This is a genomic window from Pyxidicoccus sp. M15 (genome assembly GCF_056858435.1).
In genome coordinates, this window is sequence record NZ_CM166495.1 from 4,391,498 (window position 1) to 4,409,964 (window position 18,467).

The window sequence follows — 18,467 nt, forward strand, 5'->3', positions numbered from 1 at the left end:
CGAAGCTCGAGGGGGCCCCATACTTTAACGGGTTCGCCTGGGGCACGCTCGACACCTTGCTGGCGTGAAGGCAACCCGATGGCATTGGCACTCCGAATGGGACGAGGGAGGATGCGCGCATGTCGGGTGTCCGTGACTTCCGCCGGGTGAGGCGCTGATGGTGGACCCGGCCCAGGACGTCTATCGCACACGGCTGGAAGGACGCGCGGAGCTGCTGGAGGCCGCCCGGCCTCGCTACCGGGAGCTGCTGGACGTCCTGCGCGCGTCCCACTGGGAGGAGCGCGTGCGCGGCCGGCTGGAGCTGCTGCGCACGTCGGGCGCGGAGCTGGAGCGCGTGGACACTGCGCTCTCCATGGCGCTCCGCCGGGTGCGCGCGGAGGGCTGGCCCGAGAGCTCGCCCACGGTTCGCATGCTTCGCGAGGTCTCCGCCCTGCGCGAGGCCTTCTTCCGCACCGCGGCCGAGCGACTCGGCGGGGTGGGAGTGAGGGAAGTCCCTCCGCTGGAGCGGCTCGTGCCCGGAGGTGGCGAGCCCCGCGGCCAGCAGCTCCAGGTGGGTGGAAGCGCAGAGGGGGACATCGCCGCTTCGCCTGGGCGAAGCGGAGGCTTCGTGGGTTGGATGTGGGACCTGGAGGAGCACGCACGATGTGCACCGCGGGTGGTGCCTCCCGCGCGGCGCCAGGCCGTGGCCAGCGAGGTGCTTCCCGACGACCTGCCCCTCCTGCGGAACGTCTCCGCCTTCGGAGCGCTGCTGCGCAGGACCCTCTCCGCGCCCTTCGACCCGGGCAGGCCCCTGCCATTGGGAGAAGAAGACCTCTCGGCGTTGCGACAGTGGTGGCCGGAGGGCGAGGCCGCGCTCGCCGCGTGCTGGGCGCGGCTCACGGGTGTGGACCGCTCGGGCGGTGTCGTCGGAGAGGTGCGCAAGCGCGCCGGACGGGAGCCGCACCTCGCGCCGCAGGATGGACCCGAGCGGCTCGCGCAGGCGGAGTTCTGGTTCCAGACGGCCCGGGCCCGCCTGGACGGCATCCTCCGCGAGCGCCTGCCGTCCCTCCAGCCGACACCCGCCGAATGGCCCGAGGTGGTGTTCTGGCTCTGCGAGCACGACCGCAATCCGGAGGCCCGGCTGGAGGCGTCGGCCCGCGTGCGCGAGGCGCGGGCCGGACTCTTCGGGCTGGCGCACGAGCTGTGGGAGCCCCTCCACGTCGACCATCCCGAAGCGCGGCGCTGGTCGGAGCGCCGGTGGGAGCGCATGGTGGAGCATGCCCGCCGCGCGGAGCCCGAGGCCCGGAGTCCGGGGGCCGTCCAGGTACGCGAGGCGCTGCGCACCCTCATCCTCGCCCGCTCCGTGGGGACACAGCTGCTGCGCGGATGGCGGGAGCACGGCTCGCTGGAGGCGTGGGTGCAGCACGCGCGAGACCTGTCCCGCGAGGGATAGCGGGGTTGGCTCCGGGAGATGGCGAGCGTCCTCTCCGGGTCCTTCTGGCACGACGGCCGCTGGGAGCTGGGCGGGCCCGGGGACGACTGAGCCCGTCCGCGTCGCATGCTAAAGGAGGCGCGATGCGAACCGTGCTCTCCGTTTCCCTCCTGCTCGCCCTCACCACGGGCTGTGCCACCACCCCGAAGCCCGAGGCCGCGCCCACCGCCGAGGCGCCTCGCGCCCCCGCGCCGGAGAAGAAGTTCTCCATGCGCACCTACTACATGGCCTTCCTGCGCCGGGGACCGGCGTGGACGAAGGAGCGCACGCCCGAGGCCGTCGAGGCGAGCAAGGGGCACATGGCCAACATCGAGCGGCTGGCGAAGTGCGGGAAGCTGGTCATCGCCGGCCCCTTCGACGTCCCGGCCGACGCGCCGCCGGATGCGCTGGCCGGCATCTTCATCTTCGACGTCGCCACCCGCGAGGAGGCCCTGGCCCTCTCGCAGCAGGACCCGGCCGTGAAGGCCGGCCGCTTCGCCATCGAGGTGCTGCCCTGGTACGGCCCCACCGGCCTCACCTACGAGGGCCACATCCCGGCCGAGCCCGGCCTGCCCTGCACGCCGTAGCGGCCGCCGCTCAGTGGATGCCGGGGGCCACTTCCTCGGTGTCCGCGGACCTCGTGCCCGCGTCCTCGCGCCGCGCGTACTGGGACATGCCCTCGAAGTCCACCAGGACGCAGGGCTCGTTGCCGACGACCCAGGCGTCATGCCCGGGTGGGATGAGGACCATGTCGCCCGGGCCAAGCTCCGCCTGCGTGCCGTCATCCATGGCGATGACCATCCGGCCGGAGATGACGTAGCAGGCGTGGGAGGCCTGGCAGCTGTCCGTGCCCGCGATGGGCTTCACGTCCTGGGACCACTTCCAGCCCGGCTCGAAGACGCCCCGCCCGACGATGCTTCCGCCCCCGAAGTCGAAGGCGTCCAGATGGCCGTGCGCCACGAAGGGCCGGCGCTCGTCCGGTGTCCCGGAGTGCTTGATGGTGAGCTCACTCATGACGCATACCTCCGCGTCCCGTGGCGGCGGCACTCCTCGCGCCGCCGCCCACGCGGCGCCCCTGTGTTGACTCCATGAAGCTAGGGGCGCGCCGGAGCTCCGGCACCACTCAGGCGAGAAACTCCAGGTGCATGGACACGCCGGCCTCGAACTCCGGGGCCTGACGGAGCTGCTCCAGCACCACCTGCGTACAGTGCAGCGTCACCTGCGGCAGGGTGCCCGGCTCGCTGATCCACCGCACCGCGCTCATCAGATGGCGCGCCTGCAGAAAGCCCAGCACCGCATCGCGGAAGCGTCGGCCCTCTTCACACCCGGCGGCATGGAGGCGAGCACGGTCAGGAGCAGGCGAGGAAGCAGGCGCCCGCGTTCCCCGCGCACGCCGCGACACCGAGCGTGACGCTCGGGGACTCTCCCGGGGCATGACGATGGCTTCAATCCACATCGAGTCATCCTCCGCGCGGCGACCGCTACAACCGGCATAGAAGATTATCGGACAGGTCGTGTCCCAGTTTCTTGGAGTCTTCGTCGCCCTGGAGGGTGGGGCCGATGGGCCCCGCTGGCAGGGGTGAGCCGCAGGGCCCCTGACTGCCGCCCCGGAAGGTGGCCTGACAACCTGCCGCCTGGTTGCCTGCCTGCTGCACTCCTGGAGGCATGGAGCGCCAGGAGTCCCGGGCCCTTGCGGGAGGTCTACACGCGCGCACCTCAAGAGGGCGCCTGCCGTGCGGCCCACCACTTCCTACCTTGAGGGGCATGAAGTCCTCGCGTCGGCAGCTTCCGGTCTATGTGCCTCCGCGCACGGTGTGGGCCGTGGGGCTCCAGGTCCTGCTGCTCGTCCTGTGTTGGGTGGCCATCCGTCGGCTCTACCCCGTGCTCACGCTGCTGGCGGTGGTGCTGCTGCTGTCCATCGCCCTGGACCCGCTGGTGCGGCGCCTGGAGCGCTGGGGGCTGAAGCGCGGAATGGGCGTCGCGGTGGTGGCGCTGATGCTGCTCGGGGTGATGGGCGTGCTGGTGGGCACGCTGGTGCCCATGCTGGTGCAGCAGCTCCAGGCCTTCGTGCAGACGATGCCCGAGCGCCTCCAGCAGCTGTCGCAGGCGGCGTGGGTGCAGGACCTGGGGCGCAAGTACGGCGTCCAGGTGAAGGCGGAGGACCTGGTGCACTTCGAGCCCGCGGACCTCGCGGGCCGGGCCATCGACGTGCTCTCGTCCACGCTGGGGCTGGTGGCAGCGGGCATCACCGTGGTGGCGCTCACCGTCTTCAGCCTGCTGTTCGGCGCGGACCTCTACGAGAGCATCCTCCAGTGGGTGTCCCCGCGCCGCCGGCCGCGCGTGCGGCAGCTGGTGGGGCGGATGCGCGAGGCGGTGGGCAACTACCTCGCGGGCACGCTGCTGGTGATGACCATTGGCGGCACGGTGGCCGCCACCGTGGCCCTCATCCAGGGCGTGCCGTACTTCCTCGCGCTCGGGCTGGTGGTGATGATGCTGGGGGTCATCCCCTTCCTGGGCAGCGTCATCAGCGCGCTGCTGGTGGGGCTCGTCACGTTCGCCACGGTGGGGCTCAAGCAGGCCCTCATCGCGCTGGCGGTGTTCATGGTGTACCAGCAGCTCGAGTCCAACGTGCTCGGGCCCGTCATCCAGCGGCGGGCCATCAAGATGAACCCGCTGCTCATCTCCATCGTCGCGCTGTGCGGCGGCGCGCTGTCGGGCCTGGCCGGCGTGGTGCTCGCCGTGCCGCTGGCCGCCGCGGCGCAGGTGCTGGTGCAGGAGATTCTCAGGGACCGCCACGACAGCTGGAAGCAGGCGCACCGGCGCGAGCAGGCGCAGCGCGAGCCGGGCCGCGGCGCGGTGGAGGAGGGGCTCTTGTTCGGCGGCCCCATGGAGGAGGCACGGCGTCCCCCGGAGCACGCCGACACGCCGGACGCGCACGGCCGCCACTGAGCCCGCGAGCGTCTGGAAAAGCAAAGGGCCCCCGGAGCGCTTCCCGGGAGCCCTTCACTCATTCAGTCAGCGAAGAAGAAGCGACTTCAGCGGTCCGCCGGAGCGGCGCGGCCCTGAGAGGTGTTCTTCTTGCCCGACGGGCCGGCAGCCACCGCCGCGCCGACGCCGAACACCAGGTCGTCATGGTCGTTGTAGCTGCCGGTGACGCAGGCGCTGCTGGCCGTGCCGCCGTAGCGGAACTGCGCGCGGATGGCGTGCGTGCCCGTCGTCGCGCCCAGGTTGAACGTATGCGTGAACGTGCGCGTGCCGCTCGCCGTGCAGGCCTGGGCGGTGATGAGCGTCGTCCAGGCCGGAGTCCCGGCGTTGGTCGTGTAGTACAGGTCGAGCTGGTCCGACGTGCCCCAGCACCAGGCCGTCACCTGCACCGTCACCTGCTTGCCGACGGCGAACGCACCCTGGTCCACCGTCCGGATGACCACCCGGTCGATGCTCTCGTCGGAGTGGTACGTGCCACTGGCGCCGTCCGTGCACGTGGCGCCGATGGTGTTGGGCTGGTTGGGCTCGACGCCGCCGGACATCGTGCCGCGGCCGTTGACCAGCGTGGGGCCGGTGTCGCAGCCGCACACCGTGCCGCAGGTCGGAGCCCGGCGGGTGCTGTCATAGGAGGCGGTGACGGGCGTGCAGACGCTGGTGGTGGTGAAGCTGTTCGTGGCGCTGTAGGCGCTCGTGCCGCAGCTGTCCGCCGCGCGGGCCCGCCAGTAGTACACGGTGGAGCTGGAGAGGGCCGCCGTCACCGTCCAGTTGCTGGACGACAGCGTGGTGTTGGAGCGCACCACGTTGGTGAACGCGGAGTCGGTGGCGACCTGCACCTCGTAGCGGGCGGCGCCCGTCACGTCGCTCCAGTCGAGCGGCGCGGAGGTGGCGACGCCCGTGGCCCCGTTGGCCGGGCTGACCAGCGTGGGCGCGGCCAGGGCAACGCAGCCGCGCGTGGTGAACGAGAACGCCGACGACCAGGCACCGGTGCCGCCGCACGAGTTCTTCGCGCGGACGCGCCAGAAGTACGAGGTGGTGGTGTTGAGGGCGGGGGACACCGTCCAGGTGCTCGTCGCCAGCGTGGTGGCGGTGGCCACGACGTTGGTGAAGGCGGAGTCGGTGGCCACCTGGACCTCGTACGTGGAGGCGCCGGACACGTCGGCCCAGTCCAGCACGGCGAGGGGCTCCACGCCGGTGGCGCCGTTGGCGGGGGTGGACAGCGTGGCGACGCCCGGCGCGGTGCAGGCCGGCGTGGCGCAGCTGCACGTGCTGGCGCGGCCGAAGCACGCGTTGGAGGAGGCCGGGACGATGGAGTAGCAGTACTGCCGGCCGTTGGCGACCTCGCCGTCGACGTAGCTGGTGCCGGTGACGGTGGCAATCTTCGCCTTGCCGAAGTCACAGCCGGCGAAGCCCTCCGTCTTCATCACCCAGTACTGGTTGGCGCCCGCGGACGCCGTCCAGTTGAGGGACACCTGGCCGTCGCCCGGCGTCGCGGTGTGCGTGGGGGCGGCGGTGGGGCCGGCGGCGCAGCCGCCGTTCGTCGGGGCCGGCGTGGAGCAGGCGATGTTGTGGCGGTTGTACGCGGCGTAGATGGCCGTCATGTGCGGCGTGCCGTCGGCCAGGTTGCCGTTGTCGTCGTCCGCGGCCAGCCACTGCATGTAGCCGTTGGTGGCGCCGCAGCCGTCGGAGGTGCCGGCGGTGCAGTTGCAGCCGTGCCACGTGCCGATGTTGCCGCTGCCCTGGTAGAAGATCTTGTTCGCGGTGATGAACGCCGTGTTGGAGTCCATGTTGAAGGGCGCCGCCGTCAAATCACGCGTGACGAGGTCCCAGGCGGCCTGGCGCGCGGGGGACGCGGCGCAGTGCACCTGACGGCCGCAGGGGCCGGTGCTGGAGCTGCACATGGGGCACACGAAGTTCTGCGGGGTGGCCGGGACGTTGTTCACGCTGGCCGCCCAGTCCGCGTCGCGCACGCCGGAGCACTTGGTGTTGCACCACGACTGGCCGGAGACCTGGGCCTCCTGCTGGTTGTAGCCGGAGCCGTCCGGCGTCAGGCCGCAGCCGCGGTTGCTGGTCTGGAAGAAGCCGTAGCCCACGCAGGACGTCTGCAGGCGGTAGATGGCCGCGATGTCCGCGTAGCCCTCGGAGGAGTTGGACAGCGTGCCGTTGGCGTCGAAGTCGTCGATGCCATGGCCCCACTCGTGGTCGAACACGGCGCCAATCTCACCCGTGTTCCGGCAGCCACCGCCGCTGCGGTAGAAGTTGACGGAGGAGCCGTTCCAGAAGGCGTTGCAGGTGCTGTTGATGTTGACGTTGGAGACCAGCTGGCCCTGGAGCCAGGTGTTGGTCGGGAGCCAGCCGCGGGCCTGCTCGGCCAGCTTGCCCAGCTCGTAGAAGCTGGAGCGCGCCGCGGCGGTGTTGCCCGCGGAGGTGCCGGCGGGCACGGTGCAGTCGTGGTCGTTGTTCACGCCACCCAGGTTGAGGTTGCCCGTGCTGGTGCTGACGCTCACCGCGCCGCAGCTGTCGGCCACGCGGACGTACTTGCCGGCCAGCGTGGTGGTGGTGGTGCCGGAGCTGTAGTTGTAGACGCCCGCGCCGTCCGTGAAGTTGTTGGGCGAGGCCAGGCCGGTGTTGGCCCAGGGCATGGGCGTGTTCGGCTGCATGGTGCCGCACACCGTGTTGTCGGTGCAGGTGCCGATGTTGGTGGAGGGGTAGACGCCGCCGGTGTACTGCGCGTCGAAGTAGTGGTTGTCGTCCTCGATGGCCAGGACCTCGCCGGAGAGCGCGTCCACCGTCACCTTCCAGCGCTGCTGGGCGTTGGGGTCCTGGAAGCCGTACGCATAGACGAGCTGGTGCTCATAGCCGGTGCCGACGGCGCCGTTGAACGCCTCACCCTGGCGGGCGACGGGGGCGACCTCGAGCGTGGGCTGCTGCCACAGCTCCTGCGGGGTGACGGCGAAGCCGACGAAGGTGTTGCCGGCGGACAGCGCGTCTGCGGGGCCGAAGGCGGGGCGGGTGTCGATGCCCACGTTGGCCCAGGCCTCGGTGCCCAGGAGGATGAGGTTGCCGTGGCTGATGGTGGCGGCCACGCGCGCGTGGCGCACGATGACGCCGTTCACCTGCTGGGGAATGTGCACCTGCCACAGGTGCTCGCTGACCTGCGTCACCTTGGGCTGACCCAGCTGCATCAGGTCGATGTTGAAGGCGGCCTGGTTGTCCGCGATGAACTTGAGGACCAGGTCCTCGACGACGCTGGCGTCCACGCCCGCCACGGAGCGGCCAATGGACTCGCGCACCGCGTCCATCGTCACCTTGTTGTTGAAGCCGTCACCCGGGATGAGGGGGATGGAGCCCTGCACGGCCGTGGGGGAGCCGGTGCGCGGGTCGATGTAGATGTTGAAGGACTTCCCGTTCTTGGAGAAGAACGCGTCCCACGCGTCCTCCGTGGTCGCGCTCATGCTCTGGCGCGCCGTGTCCAACGGGACGTTCTGGATGGGCAGATACAGCTCGGGCTTGAAGAAGGCCTTGCCGGCGACGGCACTCTGCCCGTTCTGCGGGGGCTGGAACGCCCAGCTCGCTGCTCCCAAGAGCAGGACGAGACATGCTGCTGACACCTTGGTGTGGCGCATGCGTTTCTCCTCTGCGGGGCCCGTGGGGTTACGGGCCCGGGCAGGCTCCACAGACGGAGCCCGGAGAACGCATTAGCGGTCCTGAAACAAAAACTGAATCCGGGTAATTCCCAGGTAGACCTACAAAAGCCGCACGCCAAGGAAATCAAGGGGTAGGAGTGTTAACTCACGGACATTTCCCCAGACGGATTGTGAAACCGGCCCTGCCCCGGAGCATGAATCGTTATCGCCGTGTTGGATTTTTATTGACTGCTTGTTTCGCGGTCAGCGCGGCCAGATGCGCACCCAGTCGTCCTGGATGAGCTTGCCGCTGGCGCTGTCGGTGCTGCCGCTGGCCATGAAGCCGCGCGGTGCGCCGAGCGCGAGGGTGCCGGCCTCCACCCACAGCAGCAACAGCGCGGCGGCGGCGAAGGCGGGCAGCCGCGGGGCCAGCGTGGGCCGGCGCGCGGCGAGGGCGACGAGCGGGAGGAGCAGCAGCGGGAGGAGCGCGGGGAAGATGGCGAGCAGGCCGCGCGTGTAGCCGAAGAAGGCGAGGGTGATGAGGGCGCGGTGCAGCACCACCGCGGTGAAGAGGGCGTACGCGCGCCACGGGGGCAGGAGCGACAGCGCGGCGCCGGCGAGGAGCAGCAGGAGCAGCGGCCACTTCAGCCAGGCGCCCTCGGGGACGAAGAGGTCCACGGGCGCGCGGTTGCCGCTCAGTCCCGAGGGCAGGTTGGACGCGCCGAAGCCCAGGCCCAGGCCGTCCAGCCACCGGTCGAGCTTGGCCACGCCCAGGCGGGCCGCGTCGGCGGGGTGCTCGCGCATCCACGCCAGCCCCTCCGCGTAGCCGTGCAGGAGCAGGCGGCGCTGGGCGGGGTTGGCCACGTCCAGGTTGCCGTCCTGGCCGAGCCGGTTGACGGCGTCCGGCGTGAAGCCGCCCGTGGCTCCGGCGTGGTTGGCCATGGCGAAGTTGATGGGGCCGTAGACGGTGACGGGGGCCAGCTCCGGCAGCGGCTCCAGTCCCGGCGTGCGCGCGTTGATTTCCGCCAGCACGCGCGCGTTGCGCACGGCCCACGGCGCCAGGACGAGCGCGCTGACGAGCACCGCCGCGCCCCAGCGCACCGCCAGCGCGGGCAGCGGCGTCTTCCCCCGGTACAGCCACGCCCACGCGAGCAGGAAGGGCCAGAGGTAGAGGTGCTCGGCGCGGGTGAGCGAGCCCAGCCCCATGACGGCGCCCAGCAGCACGGCGCCGCCCCATGACGGCCCGGCGCGGTGCCGCAGCATCAGCGCGCAGGTGGCGGACAGGAAGAGGGCGTAGAGGACTTCGTTGCTGTACGTGGTGGAGAGCACCAGCCAGCCGAAGCTGGACGCGAAGAGGGCCGCGCCGAGCAGGCTCCAGCCGGTGCCGAGCACCCGGCGCCACCACACCCACGTGAGGGCCACCGTGGCCGAGTTCAGCACCGCGAGCACGAGCTTGTACGGGTACGCGCTGCCCTGCGGCTCGCCCATGGCGCGGTAGAGCAGCCCCAGGCACCAGGGGAACAGGGGCGGGTGGTAGGGGAGGGTGGCCGGCGCCGGCTTCTCCCGTGCCCAGTCCACCGCGTACGTGTGGAAGAAGCGCGAGTCGCCGTAGAAGAAGATGGAGAAGGGCCAGGTCCGGTCCGGGGACGCCTGGAGGTAGAGCCAGCGAAGGAGCAGGCTCAGGCCGAACGTCGCCACGACACCCAGGGCCACCGGGTGCCGCGTCCACAGCTGCCGCGCGCTGATGAAGAGCCGGTGCATGCCCACCCCCAGGTCCGGAGGCCTACTGTAGACGCGCCGGAGCGCTCCCGCGCGACTGTCCCGTAGACTCGTGCCATGGACTTCAACATCGGTGACGAGGTGCGCAAGCAGATAGAGGAGGCCTTCCGCAAGCGCGGACGGGTCACCCTCATCATCGCGGGCCGCAGCGGCGTGGGGAAGAGCACGCTCATCAACGCCATCTTCCACGGGCGCATCGCGGAGACGGGCCAGGGCCGCCCCGTCACCCAGGAGGCGCGCGAGTACACCAAGGAGGGCGTCCCCGTCACCCTCATCGACACGCGCGGCCTGGAGATGGCGGGCTTCCGGGACACGGTGAAGGAGCTCGAGGAGTTGGTCCGCTCGCGCGCCCGGGATGAGGACGCGGGACGCCATGTCCATGTCGCCTGGCTGTGCATCGGCGAGGACTCCCGGCGCGTGGAAGACGGCGACATCCAGGTGTGCGAGATGCTCGCCCGCTACGTCCCCGTGGTGGCCGTGGTCACCAAGGCCCGGAGCGACCAGGGGTTCCGTGACGAGGTGCAGCGGCTGCTGCCCCAGGCGCGCAATGTCATGCGGGTGCGCGCGCTCGCGGAGACGGACGACGAGGGCCATACGCTCCAGCCGCGCGGGCTGACCGAGCTGGTGGACATCACCATGGAGCTGGTCCCCGAGGCCCAGCGCAACGCCTTCGCCGCCGCCCAGCGCGTGAGCATCGAGCAGAAGCGCAAGCGCGCCCACGGCATCGTCCTGGGCGCCGCCACCACCGCCGCCGCCATAGGAGGGCTCAACCCCCTCCCTTTTGCTGATGCGGCCCTCCTCGTCCCCCTCCAGGTGGGGATGCTGGCGGGCATCAGCAGCGTCTTCGGCCTGCCCCTCACCGAGGCGTTCCTCACCACGCTGGTGAGCTCGGCCGTCACGGGACTGGGCGCCACCTTCACGGGCCAGTCCCTCGTCTCCGGGATGCTCAAGCTGCTGCCGGGGGCCGGCACCCTGGTGGGGGGCCTCATCTCCGCCTCCGTGGCCGGCAGCCTCACCACCCTGTTCGGGGAGGCCTACGTCGCCGTTCTCGCCCGCCTCATGCAACAGCGCGCGGGCGGCTTTCCCACCGCGGACGAGGTGGCCCAGGCCTTCAAGGAAGAGCTGGTCGGCCGCCAGAGATGAACCCGCGACGTCGGAGTCACACGCGTGCCGGCGTGAGCAGCTTCGTCGCATCCACGTTCCACGGCGCGTTCCCCTGGGGCAGGACCGCGATGCTCGCGGCGTGCGGGTACGCCCGGGTGGTGGCGAAGTTCAGCGCGCGCAGGTCAATCATCGTGAGCAGCCCGCTGAACGCGGACATGAAGTAGTACTTGCGATTCGTGTGGTCGCGCACGCTCGTCCACATCGTGTAGTCGCCGTACGTGGTCGTATACGAGGGCGGCTCGGTGGCGAGGGTTCCCGTCGTGGACGGCGAGCTCTTCACCGTCTCCAGCAACATCCCGTACGGCGTCCCCATGCAGATCTGCGTGAGCTGCAGGGCGACCATGACCGCGGTCTGCTCTGGACCGGCGAAGCCGGGCGGGTCCTTCTGCGGCGGCATCGTATGGAAGACGCCAGGCGCCGGCAGCCACCCCCGCCCATCCGCCGGGAGCTGGCTGATGCCCTGGGAGAGAATCGTCGCCCTGACGAAGCGCGAGGCGGGCAGCGAGTCGCCGGGCAGTCCGACCAGGCCGCCTCCGACGGGATTGCCGGCACCCGAGGCGGAGGTGCCGCTGCCGACGAGCGTCAGGTTGAAGTAGTTTTTGACGTTCGTCAGCTGCCAGTCGTAGGTCGGCCAGTTGGTCAAGACGCCGTTGGTGCTCGCGTAGACCCTGGGCTTGCCCCCGATGAACTCGATGACGGCGCTCTGGCCGGTGCGGTCCGTCACGATGTAGTGCAGCGGGATATAGAAATGACTTCCCGGCGGCGGCCCCACGACGGTGATGTCCTGGAAGGCCGACAGGAAGTCTTCGACCGACGCGAAGTTGCCGAGAATCCACGCGGGAAAATCCAGGAACGACACCTGATTGCGCTGCGTCCCGATGTGGCCGTACTCGGTACCGGGGGCGAGCCACAGCGCTCCGACGGACAGCCCCTCGCTGTTGATGCCGTCGTTGAAGGTCGGCATCGAGCTCCAGGTGCTCCCGGAAGGGGCGATACCCACGAAGCCATGGCGGTTGGTCCAATGGAGCGTCGTCCAGCCCTTGACCGCCGCATGGGGAGTGACCGGGTGCAGCGGCCAGGAATGCCTGCTCGGCATGACGTAGACGCTCTGCTCGATAACCCCCGGCATCTCCATCGCTCGCGCGCTCACGAACGTCCGCGCCGCGTCTGGGGCTCGCTCACCGGGGTTGGAGGGGACGCTGATCATCAGGTTCGTGCACATTCCCCATCCGACGGCGGGGCCGCTCCAGTTGTGAAAGCGGGTCATTCAGGACTCGCATGAATTCGTAGGATTAGCGGGATACCACTAGAGCCATCCTTTTGCGGGTTCTGCGGTCGGAATAGGCTTGACAGTGCCAGGGCGCCGTTTCCTGCGCTGGCATTCCCACACCCCATGGAGGCCGTCTTGTCCCCGCGAAGCAACATCGAGAATCCCGCCCGTCACATCCTGCGCATGGGCACCACGCTGCTGATGCTCGGCATCTTCACCATCCAGTTCGGCTGCAGCCGGTCGCCGGAGGCCGCACCCTGGTCCCTGGAGCAGGCGAAGCTGCTCAAGGGCAACATCATCTCGCGGCAGGTCGAGGAGGCGCGCGAGGTGAACGGCCACCTGGAGCGGTACGGCCGGCTGATGGTCCAGACGGCGAAGTCGGCGCCCCGCGCCTTCTCGTTCTTCCTGAGCCAGCAGCTGGCTCGCGGCGAGGGTGAGACGCGTATCGAAATCAAGGATGAGGAGACCGGCCAGACCACCGTCTACGTCATCAACGACGAGTCGGGCGCGGCGTGGATCCACACCGAGAAGGCCTCGCTGCCGCTGGTCTTCAACCCGGACAAGACGGTGAAGGTCGGTGACCAGTTCGCCCAGAACGAGCAGCAGGCCGCCGAGCTCATCCACAAGACGGGCATCCTGGAGGAGGTCTCCGACTCCGCGCTGATGACGCTGCTCGACATCGTCGCCCAGTACGTTCCGGAGAGCGACACGGCGCGCGGCACCGTGGTGGTGACCGTCATCGTCGTCGTCTGGTGGACGGGCTCCTGGTACCTCTGCAGCCGCGAGTTCTCGCGCAACGGCTGCAAGATCACCAACAGCATGTCCCAGTACTGCCGCGACTACTGCAGCCAGGTGGGTTGCTCCTGCTGGTAGTCTCTGGCTGAGCCAGGTGCCGGGTCCGGTGGTGGCTCTCTCGAACATGCGCCCGCTCCCGCTTCCCGTCTCCTGGCTCCTGTCGCTCCTGCTGGGGGCCTGCTCTTCGGGGCAGGCCCCCGGCCCGGAGTCCGACGGGCGCCCGCGCATCGTCTCGGTCTTCTCCCGGGACGACCGGGCCTCGGTGCGGCAGTCGCCCTGCACCGACGGCCGGTGTGGCCTCGTCACCCTGGAGGACTTCTCGTGCCCCTGGGGCGCGCAGGCCGAGGTGCTCATCGTCAGCGGCCACAGCTCGCCGCCGACGTACCTCAACGGCGACCCCGCGCGGCTTGCCCGCGTCGCGCGCTGCTACCGGCCGGGGCTCATCGTGCTGGACACCTGCTACGGCTTCTCCCTGCCGCTGCTGGAGGCGCTGGCCGACGAGGTGCCCGCCGCGCTGGTGGTCGGCGCCACCTACAAGCTTCCCGTGGATGGGCTGCTCTACGAGGACGGCTTCTTCCAGGCCGGCTCCGCGGAGCAGCGCGCGGGCTCCGTGCGCACCCGCTCCGGCAAGGCGCTGGAGCGCTGGCGCCTGGATGCCGCCGCGCTCGAGGACGCGCAGGCGCGGCTGGAGGCGTGGGACGTGGCGGCCCTGGAGGCGCACCTCGTGCGCAAGCTGCCGAACCTGGTGGGCGTTCCGCTCCAGGGCTCCGGCTCGGTGGCGCTGGCTCCCGTCCCCCCCGAGCGGTTTCGCAGGCGATGAGCCTGGTGCTCGCGTTGGCCGCGGGGCTCCTGCAAGGAGCCGCCTTCCTCTGGCCCCAGGCCCAGCCGGGGGCGTGGGTGGGCGTCGCGCTGCTGGCCGTGGCGCTCCACCGCGCTCCCGACAGGCGTCATGCGCTGGGCGCGCTCGCGCTGGCGGTGCTGGCGCGGCAGTGCGTGGCCCTGCACTGGTGGGTGGACACGGCGCGCCATTACGCGGACGGCTCGCTCGTGTCGGGTGCCCCCGTGGCGGTGCTCGGCTGGGTGAGCACGGGATTGCTGTCGCAGGTGCCGCTCTTCGTGCTGGTGGCCACTCCCGCGCGGCGCCTGCCCGTGCGCTGGTGGCTTCCGGGCGCCTGGGCCCTGGGCGAGCTGGGGCTGGAGGTGGGCGCCGGCTTCTCGATGACGCAGTTGCTGCATTCGCAGTGGGCCACGCCGCCCCTGCTGCGGGCGCTCGCCTTTGTGGGGTGGGTGCCCGCGCTCCTGCTGTGCCTCTACGCCGCGGTGAGCTTCGGCGAGGCGGTGGCCCTGCGGCGCGGCCGCCTGCTGGTCCCCGCCGCGCTCGTGCTCGTCGCGCTCGGCGTGCTGCCGCGCATCCCCGCCTCGGACGACGCGCTCCAGGGCGTGGGCGTGGTCCACGTGGCCTCGCTGGCCCACCTGCCCACCGAGGCGCCCCCGGGGACGGCGCTGCTCATCTGGCCCGAGGGCACGGTGCCCGGAAACTGGCGCGCGCCGGAGGGGGCCGTGGCCCCGCCAATGAAGCTCTCCTCCTTCGCCTCCCGCCCCGGCCTCCCCGGCGTCGCGGGGCTGACGCTCAAGACGCCGGAGGGGTACTTCAACGCCGCCGGTGTCGTCGACGCGGAGGGGCGGTTGCTGGAGGCGCGCGGGAAGGCCGTGCTCGTGCCCGTCGGCGAGCGGGAGTTCTGGGGCCTGCGAGGGCGGAGCGAGCCCTTCACTCCCAGCCGGCTCCCTCCGCTGCTGAGCCTCGGCGCGCGGAAGGTGGTGCCGCTCATCTGCTACGAGGCCTTCAGCCGGCTCACCGCGCTGCGGGGCCAGGAGGCCGGCGGCGACCTGGTCGCGGTGCTCGCCAGTGACTTCCCGCTGGCGGGGAGCACCTTCGCCCTCCAGCAGAGCATCGGAGCCGTCATCCTCCGCGCCGCGGAGCTCCACGTGCCCGTCGTGCGCGCCTCGCTGGGCGGCGTGGCCGTGGTGGTGTCCTCGGATGGCCGCGTGCTCGCGCGCAGCGCCCCGGGACACAACGGCACCCTCCTGCCGCTGCCGATGCACGGCACGCGGGAGGGCGGGCCGGTCGCTTTCAGATAACCAACTTTCCCAGGCACGCCGGTGGTCAGTCCTGTTACGCCCTCCCTAGAGTCCGGAGGCGACAGGGCCCCTCGCCCAGCTCCTGAACCCCGCATGGAGGGCCGCGTGTCCCACGCAGGTGAGAAGTCCATCCTGGCCATCGACCTCGGCACCTCGGCCGTGAAGCTCGCGGTGGTGACGGTGCGGGGACGCATCCTCGGCGGCGAGGTGGAGCCGCTGGACCTCTCCCTGCTGCCCGACGGGGGCGCCGAGCAGGACCCCGAGTCCTGGTGGCGCGCCATCATCCGCGGCACGCGGCGGCTGCTGGAGTCCGGGGCCGTCCGCGCGGACGACATCCTCGGCGTCAACTGCAGCTCGCAGTGGTCCGGCACCGTGGCCGTGGACGCGGCGGGCAGGCCCCTGTGCCCCGCGCTCATCTGGATGGACTCGCGCGGCGCGGCCCAGGTGAAGCGCGTGGCCCACGGCCTCATCCCCATCGAGGGCTATGGCCTGCGCCGCCTGCTCACCTGGATTCGCCTGACGGGCGGGGTGCCGAGCCTGTCCGGGAAGGACCCGGTGGGCCACATCCTCTACCTCCAGGGCGCGCGGCCGGAGGTCTACCGGAACACGTACAAGTTCCTGGAGCCGAAGGACTGGCTCAACCTGCGGCTGAGCGGCCGCTTCGCCGCCTCGTACGACTCCATCACCCTGCACTGGGTGACGGACAACCGCGAGCTCAGCCGCGTCGCCTACGACGAGCGGCTCCTGGCGATGACGGGCCTGGCGCGCGAGAAGCTGCCGGACCTGGTGCCCGCCGCCACGGTGCTCGGGCCGCTGCAGCCCGAGGCCGCGCGCGCCCTGGGCCTGCGCGAGGACGTGCAGGTGGTGACGGGGGCCCCGGACATCCTCGCCGCCGCGGTGGGCTCCGGCGCGGTGCGCGACAACGAGCCGCACCTGTGCGTGGGCACGTCCTCGTGGCTGTCCTGCCACGTGCCGTACAAGAAGACGGACCTCTTCCACCAGATGGCCTCCGTGCCCTCCGCGCTGCCGGGGCGCTACCTGCTGGCCAACGAGCAGGAGTCCGCCGGCATCTGCCTCACCTTCCTCAAGGACAACATCCTCTACGGCCGGGACACGAAGCCGGGGGACGGGGAGGCGGAGGACGACTCGGCGGAGGTCTACAAGCTGATGGAGCGCCAGGCCGGCAGCGTCCCCGCCGGCAGTGACAGGCTCATCTTCATGCCGTGGCTCAACGGCGAGCGCAGCCCGGTGGACGACAAGGCGCTGCGCGGCGGCTTCTTCAACCAGTCCCTCAAGACGACGCGGGCCCACATGGTCCGCGCGGTGATGGAGGGTGTGGCCTACAACTCGCGCTGGCTGTTCACCTACGTGGAGCAGTTCGTGGGCCGCCGGCTGGACGCCCTGCGCATCATCGGCGGCGGGGCGCGCTCACCGCTGTGGTGCCAGATTCACGCGGACGTCCTGGGCCGCACCATCCAGCAGGTGGACGAGCCCGTGCTGGCCAACGCCCGGGGCGCCGCGTTCCAGGCGGCGGTGGCGCTGGGGCAGCTCACGGTGGAGGAGATTCCCTCGCTCGTCCCCATTGCCCGCACCTACGAGCCGGACCCGGAGAACCGGGCCCTCTACGACGAGCTGTTCCGCGAGTTCGTCAACCTCTACAAGGCCAACAAGGCCATCTTCGCGCGCCTCAACCGCGCCCGGACCGGCTGACGGCCCGGAAAGGACCTCCCATGGCACTGCCCGACCCGAAGTCACTGCGCCTGCTGAACCACGTGCCCCCGCGCCTGCTGTCCGCCGCCGAGCGCTACCTCAAGGCCGTGCCGGTGGTGCGCGAGCTGCTGTCGAAGGAGACGGACTCGCTGCTGTCCGAGCTGGAGGCGGACCTCAAGCCGTACCGCGGGAAGATGACCGCGTATGAGCATCTTCCGGTGACGGGGCGCCCGCGCGAGGAGGTGCTGAAGGAATTGCAGGCGCTGGAGTCGCAGGAGGAGTCGCGCTGGCGCGAGGGCCGGGTGTCCGGCGCCGTGTACAACGGGGACTCGGACCACATCGACTTCCTCAACCGCGTGTATGCGCTCCACTCGCAGAGCAACCCGCTGCATGCGGACCTGTGGCCCAGCGCCACCAAGTTCGAGGCCGAGGTGGTGGCCATGACGGCGAGCATGCTCGGCGCCGATGATGCCAATGCCGGCAAGCCCGCCAGCGAGCACGTCTGCGGCTCCATGTCGTCCGGTGGCACCGAGAGCATCATGCTCGCCATCAAGACGTACCGGGATTGGGCGCGGGCGGAGAAGGGAATCACGAAGCCGGAGATGGTGGCGCCGTCCAGCGCGCACCCGGCCTTCGACAAGGCGGCGCACTACTTCGGCGTGAAGATGGTGCGCGTGCCGGTGGGGCCGGACTACCGCGCGGACGTGGCGGCGACGAAGAAGGCCATCACCCGCAATACGATTGTCCTGATTGGCTCCGCGCCGGGCTTCCCCCACGGCGTCATCGACCCCATCGCCGAGCTGTCCGAGCTGGCGCGCAGGAAGCGCCTCGGCTTCCACACCGACGGGTGTCTGGGCGGCTTCGTGCTGCCCTTCGCGAAGAAGCTGGGCTACGAGGTGCCGCCCTTCGACTTCCGGCTGCCGGGCGTCACGTCCATGTCCGTGGACACGCACAAGTTCGGCTACGCGGCCAAGGGCTCGTCCGTGGTGCTGTACCGGGGGACGGCGCTGCGCTCGCACCAGTACTTCACGGCGACGGACTGGCCGGGCGGCATCTACTTCTCGCCCACGTTCTCCGGCAGCCGGCCCGGTGCGCTCATCGCCACGGCGTGGGCGTCGCTGGTGAGCATGGGCGAGCAGGGCTACCTGGAGGCCACCCGCCGCATCCTGGAGACGGCCGTCACCATCAAGCAGGGCATCCGGGCGATTCCGGAGCTGCACGTGCTGGGGGACCCGCTGTTCGTCATCGCCTTCGGCTCGGAGACGGTGGACGTGTTCAAGGTGATGGAGCAGATGAGCGAGCACGGGTGGAGCCTCAACGGACTGCACAAGCCCGCCGCGGTCCACCTGTGCGTCACCCTGCGGCACGCGCAGCCCGGCGTGGCAGACCGGTTCCTGAGCGACTTGCGCGCCGCGGTGGAGCACGTGAAGGCCCACCCCGGCGAGAAGGGGACGATGGCGCCCGTCTACGGCATGGCGGCCAGCGTCCCCTTCCGAGGGCTCGTGAGTGACCTGCTCAAGAAGTACATGGACCTGCTCTACAAGGTCTGACG

General features: G+C 70.7%; 14 protein-coding genes. 9 read left to right on the forward strand and 5 right to left on the reverse strand.

The window, feature by feature from the left end; all coding sequences use genetic code 11:
• Nucleotides 1-157 precede the first annotated feature (157 nt).
• Together ACX9TP_RS16555 and ACX9TP_RS16560 are read left to right on the forward strand one after the other, a co-directional pair.
• Nucleotides 158-1,432: a hypothetical protein gene (locus tag ACX9TP_RS16555; protein ID WP_482980688.1), complete on the forward strand. Its 1,275-nt coding sequence runs from the start codon at nucleotides 158-160 to the stop codon at nucleotides 1,430-1,432.
• 122 nt (nucleotides 1,433-1,554) lie between these two features.
• Nucleotides 1,555-2,037 (forward strand): YciI family protein, encoded by a 483-nt coding sequence (locus tag ACX9TP_RS16560; RefSeq protein ID WP_482980689.1) that lies wholly within the window; start codon nucleotides 1,555-1,557, stop codon nucleotides 2,035-2,037.
• A 10-nt stretch (nucleotides 2,038-2,047) separates the two neighbouring features.
• On the opposite strand, the gene ACX9TP_RS16565 is transcribed toward ACX9TP_RS16560, so the two are convergent.
• Nucleotides 2,048-2,464, reverse strand: coding sequence for a cupin domain-containing protein (locus ACX9TP_RS16565; protein WP_482980690.1), 417 nt, complete (start codon nucleotides 2,462-2,464; stop codon nucleotides 2,048-2,050).
• A 109-nt stretch (nucleotides 2,465-2,573) separates the two neighbouring features.
• Nucleotides 2,574-2,714: a hypothetical protein gene (locus ACX9TP_RS16570; RefSeq protein WP_482980691.1), complete on the reverse strand. Its 141-nt coding sequence runs from the start codon at nucleotides 2,712-2,714 to the stop codon at nucleotides 2,574-2,576.
• 500 nt (nucleotides 2,715-3,214) lie between these two features.
• On the opposite strand from ACX9TP_RS16570, the gene ACX9TP_RS16575 reads away from it, so the two are divergent.
• Nucleotides 3,215-4,399: an AI-2E family transporter gene (locus ACX9TP_RS16575; protein WP_482980692.1), complete on the forward strand. Its 1,185-nt coding sequence runs from the start codon at nucleotides 3,215-3,217 to the stop codon at nucleotides 4,397-4,399.
• Between the two features lie 86 nt (nucleotides 4,400-4,485).
• Here the strand turns inward: ACX9TP_RS16575 and ACX9TP_RS16580 are convergent, their stop codons facing one another.
• Together ACX9TP_RS16580 and ACX9TP_RS16585 are read right to left on the reverse strand one after the other, a co-directional pair.
• Entirely contained in the window at nucleotides 4,486-8,058 is a 3,573-nt protein-coding gene (locus ACX9TP_RS16580) for an endopeptidase (RefSeq protein WP_482980693.1), read from the reverse strand.
• A 264-nt stretch (nucleotides 8,059-8,322) separates the two neighbouring features.
• Nucleotides 8,323-9,819 (reverse strand): ArnT family glycosyltransferase, encoded by a 1,497-nt coding sequence (locus ACX9TP_RS16585; protein ID WP_482980694.1) that lies wholly within the window; start codon nucleotides 9,817-9,819, stop codon nucleotides 8,323-8,325.
• A 75-nt stretch (nucleotides 9,820-9,894) separates the two neighbouring features.
• On the opposite strand from ACX9TP_RS16585, the gene ACX9TP_RS16590 reads away from it, so the two are divergent.
• Nucleotides 9,895-10,980: a YcjF family protein gene (locus ACX9TP_RS16590; RefSeq protein ID WP_482980695.1), complete on the forward strand. Its 1,086-nt coding sequence runs from the start codon at nucleotides 9,895-9,897 to the stop codon at nucleotides 10,978-10,980.
• Nucleotides 10,981-10,996: 16 nt separating this feature from the next.
• Here ACX9TP_RS16590 and ACX9TP_RS16595 read toward each other — a convergent pair whose 3' ends face one another.
• Nucleotides 10,997-12,223: a linear amide C-N hydrolase gene (locus tag ACX9TP_RS16595; protein ID WP_482980696.1), complete on the reverse strand. Its 1,227-nt coding sequence runs from the start codon at nucleotides 12,221-12,223 to the stop codon at nucleotides 10,997-10,999.
• Nucleotides 12,224-12,406: 183 nt separating this feature from the next.
• On the opposite strand from ACX9TP_RS16595, the gene ACX9TP_RS16600 reads away from it, so the two are divergent.
• The 5 genes from ACX9TP_RS16600 (at nucleotide 12,407) to ACX9TP_RS16620 (ending at nucleotide 18,465) form a co-directional block, all read left to right on the forward strand.
• The gene (locus tag ACX9TP_RS16600) at nucleotides 12,407-13,144 is read left to right on the forward strand and encodes a hypothetical protein (protein WP_482980697.1); all 738 of its coding nucleotides are present in this window, start codon (nucleotides 12,407-12,409) and stop codon (nucleotides 13,142-13,144) included.
• Between the two features lie 46 nt (nucleotides 13,145-13,190).
• Complete coding sequence (locus ACX9TP_RS16605; RefSeq protein ID WP_482980698.1) at nucleotides 13,191-13,886, forward strand: hypothetical protein; 696 nt, start codon at nucleotides 13,191-13,193, stop codon at nucleotides 13,884-13,886.
• Nucleotides 13,883-15,205 (forward strand): nitrilase-related carbon-nitrogen hydrolase, encoded by a 1,323-nt coding sequence (locus tag ACX9TP_RS16610; RefSeq protein WP_482980699.1) that lies wholly within the window; start codon nucleotides 13,883-13,885, stop codon nucleotides 15,203-15,205. The genes ACX9TP_RS16605 and ACX9TP_RS16610 overlap by 4 nt, the downstream gene beginning before the upstream one ends.
• A gap of 93 nt (nucleotides 15,206-15,298) precedes the next feature.
• Entirely contained in the window at nucleotides 15,299-16,915 is a 1,617-nt protein-coding gene (locus ACX9TP_RS16615) for a xylulokinase (protein WP_482980700.1), read from the forward strand.
• Nucleotides 16,916-16,935: 20 nt separating this feature from the next.
• Nucleotides 16,936-18,465: a pyridoxal phosphate-dependent decarboxylase family protein gene (locus tag ACX9TP_RS16620; RefSeq protein ID WP_482980701.1), complete on the forward strand. Its 1,530-nt coding sequence runs from the start codon at nucleotides 16,936-16,938 to the stop codon at nucleotides 18,463-18,465.
• Nucleotides 18,466-18,467 lie beyond the last annotated feature (2 nt).